2 protein-coding genes are annotated in these 1,701 nt (G+C 45.7%); both read right to left on the bottom strand.

Going from position 1 to position 1,701, the window contains the following annotated elements:
• Positions 1–292: hypothetical protein (locus D1Z90_RS20495; protein WP_147378819.1), on the bottom strand; the 292-nt coding region annotated here is incomplete at its 3' end.
• A gap of 152 nt (positions 293–444) precedes the next feature.
• A partial coding sequence (locus tag D1Z90_RS21415) for a hypothetical protein (RefSeq protein ID WP_232525328.1) occupies positions 445–1,701 on the bottom strand: 1,257 nt, incomplete at its 5' end.

Below are 1,701 nucleotides of genomic sequence, written 5' to 3'. Positions count from 1 at the left end.
GTTTGGTGGCTAAAAATTCGACTTGGCCAAAGTGACGCAGGTACGCCTCTGGCTTAAACGTTTTAGCCTGATATTGCTCATAGCCTTCACAGACCACGGGGCAGTGCTCGGTATAACTGATTTTAAATTTGTTGGTTTCACGCTCCCCTAGCTTGTTATATAAGTCCAGTACGGGAGAGTGGTGCAGGTAATATTCACTGACCAGCGGCGCAAAGCTTTGCAGTGACTCGTATTCACTGGTGCTGCCGTCAGGCAAAATGATGTTACTTCTTAATAAATAGCTAGAGCTCATGGGCGTCTCTTTAATTTGTCTATGTTGAAAAATAAGTGTGATTGTCAATCGTTCGCTTGATGCTCACAAATAAAATAAGCGCAACTTGCGCCTATTTTACATGACTTATACCGCAAGCACTGAACGCTTGCGGTAAAGTGCTTGCTATGGGGTTACTCTGCGCCGTACACGACTTCCCCGTTGACCGACCAGTTGGTGCCGTCGAGGATCACTTCGGTCACACGGGTGTTTTCCTGAATATAAAGTTTACCCGTTGTGGTGCTGGTATTATGCAGTGGTGCATTTGCCTGTGTGTGTATTGAGAAAAAGTAGTGTTGGCCGTTGACCGTGTATTTGGTTACGCCGCTTAGGTTTGTCAAGTTGGTTTTTGTGCCAGCCAGTAAACTTGACGTGGCGGTTAAATCGATGTTGCTGCCAATTTGAACGGGCGCGCCGGGTTGAGCTTGGAATTGTTTACTTACTTGAAACTGGTTGTTAAGTGTAACAATGTCGCCCCGGTAGTCGGTGGTGTTTTGACTTGAAAATTCAGATTTGCTGTTGGTTACCACGCCGCCTTCAAAAAAGGCGCAGTTGACAAAGGTGCGATTAATGCTCACAGAGCCTGTACCGTTGTTACCGCCGTCTTGTACGCTACCTTGGTAGGTTTGTGTACCACCATTAGGACAATCAAATGCGCCCGCGTTTATTTCTGCTAAGTCATATTGGGTTTTATAGCCATTGAAGTAGTTGTCTCGTAATAAGCTGGCGAGCTCAGAGGCGACTTCATAGATGGCTGTAGAACGGTGTTGCTCGTAATCACTGGAAAATGAACTGGAGAAATCATATGCTCCAAGCTCATTCACCGTCATTTGTAGTGCAGACCAGTTAACTGCTTGAGCGCTCAGGTTATTGTTTGCTATCCAAGCGTTAATAGCATCGTTGATGATGTTGGATTTATCAACTGCACCGATGTAGTCCACCGTGTCTGCACTATTGGGCATGGCGTTCATATATGCTCTGGCATAGCCAAGCAAGGTGGTGGCGTCATCGGCGATGTAGTCGCCATAGATATTACAAGGTGTCACGCCAATCTTGTTACAAATCTCGTTTTGTGCACCTTCCAGTGTTTGCCCTTGACTGATGTAACCTTGAGCAACAGAAGTTAATGGGGAAATTACTTGCTGACCGCGTGGTGTCGTTAGCAAGTAATCTTTATCAAGGAGCTGGCCAGTACGAGTATCAAGGGTTTTACCAACCATTCCTAGTGCGACCAAATTATGCTCGCCGAGCACGACGTCATTAGGGAAATAAAGTGCTGCAACTCCACTTTGATTGGTCATGGCAAAAGGTTCATCAGCCTGATGAATAAAATCTTGATTGTAATCTAGCCATACTTTGGCGTCTTGCAGGTAATCATCAATAACGGTGAT

This window comes from Motilimonas pumila (genome assembly GCF_003596335.1).
Classification (GTDB): domain Bacteria; phylum Pseudomonadota; class Gammaproteobacteria; order Enterobacterales; family CBDFNC01; genus Motilimonas; species Motilimonas pumila.
The sequence above is the reverse complement of the archived record's forward strand: the minus strand, read 5'-3'. Positions and strand labels throughout refer to the sequence as shown.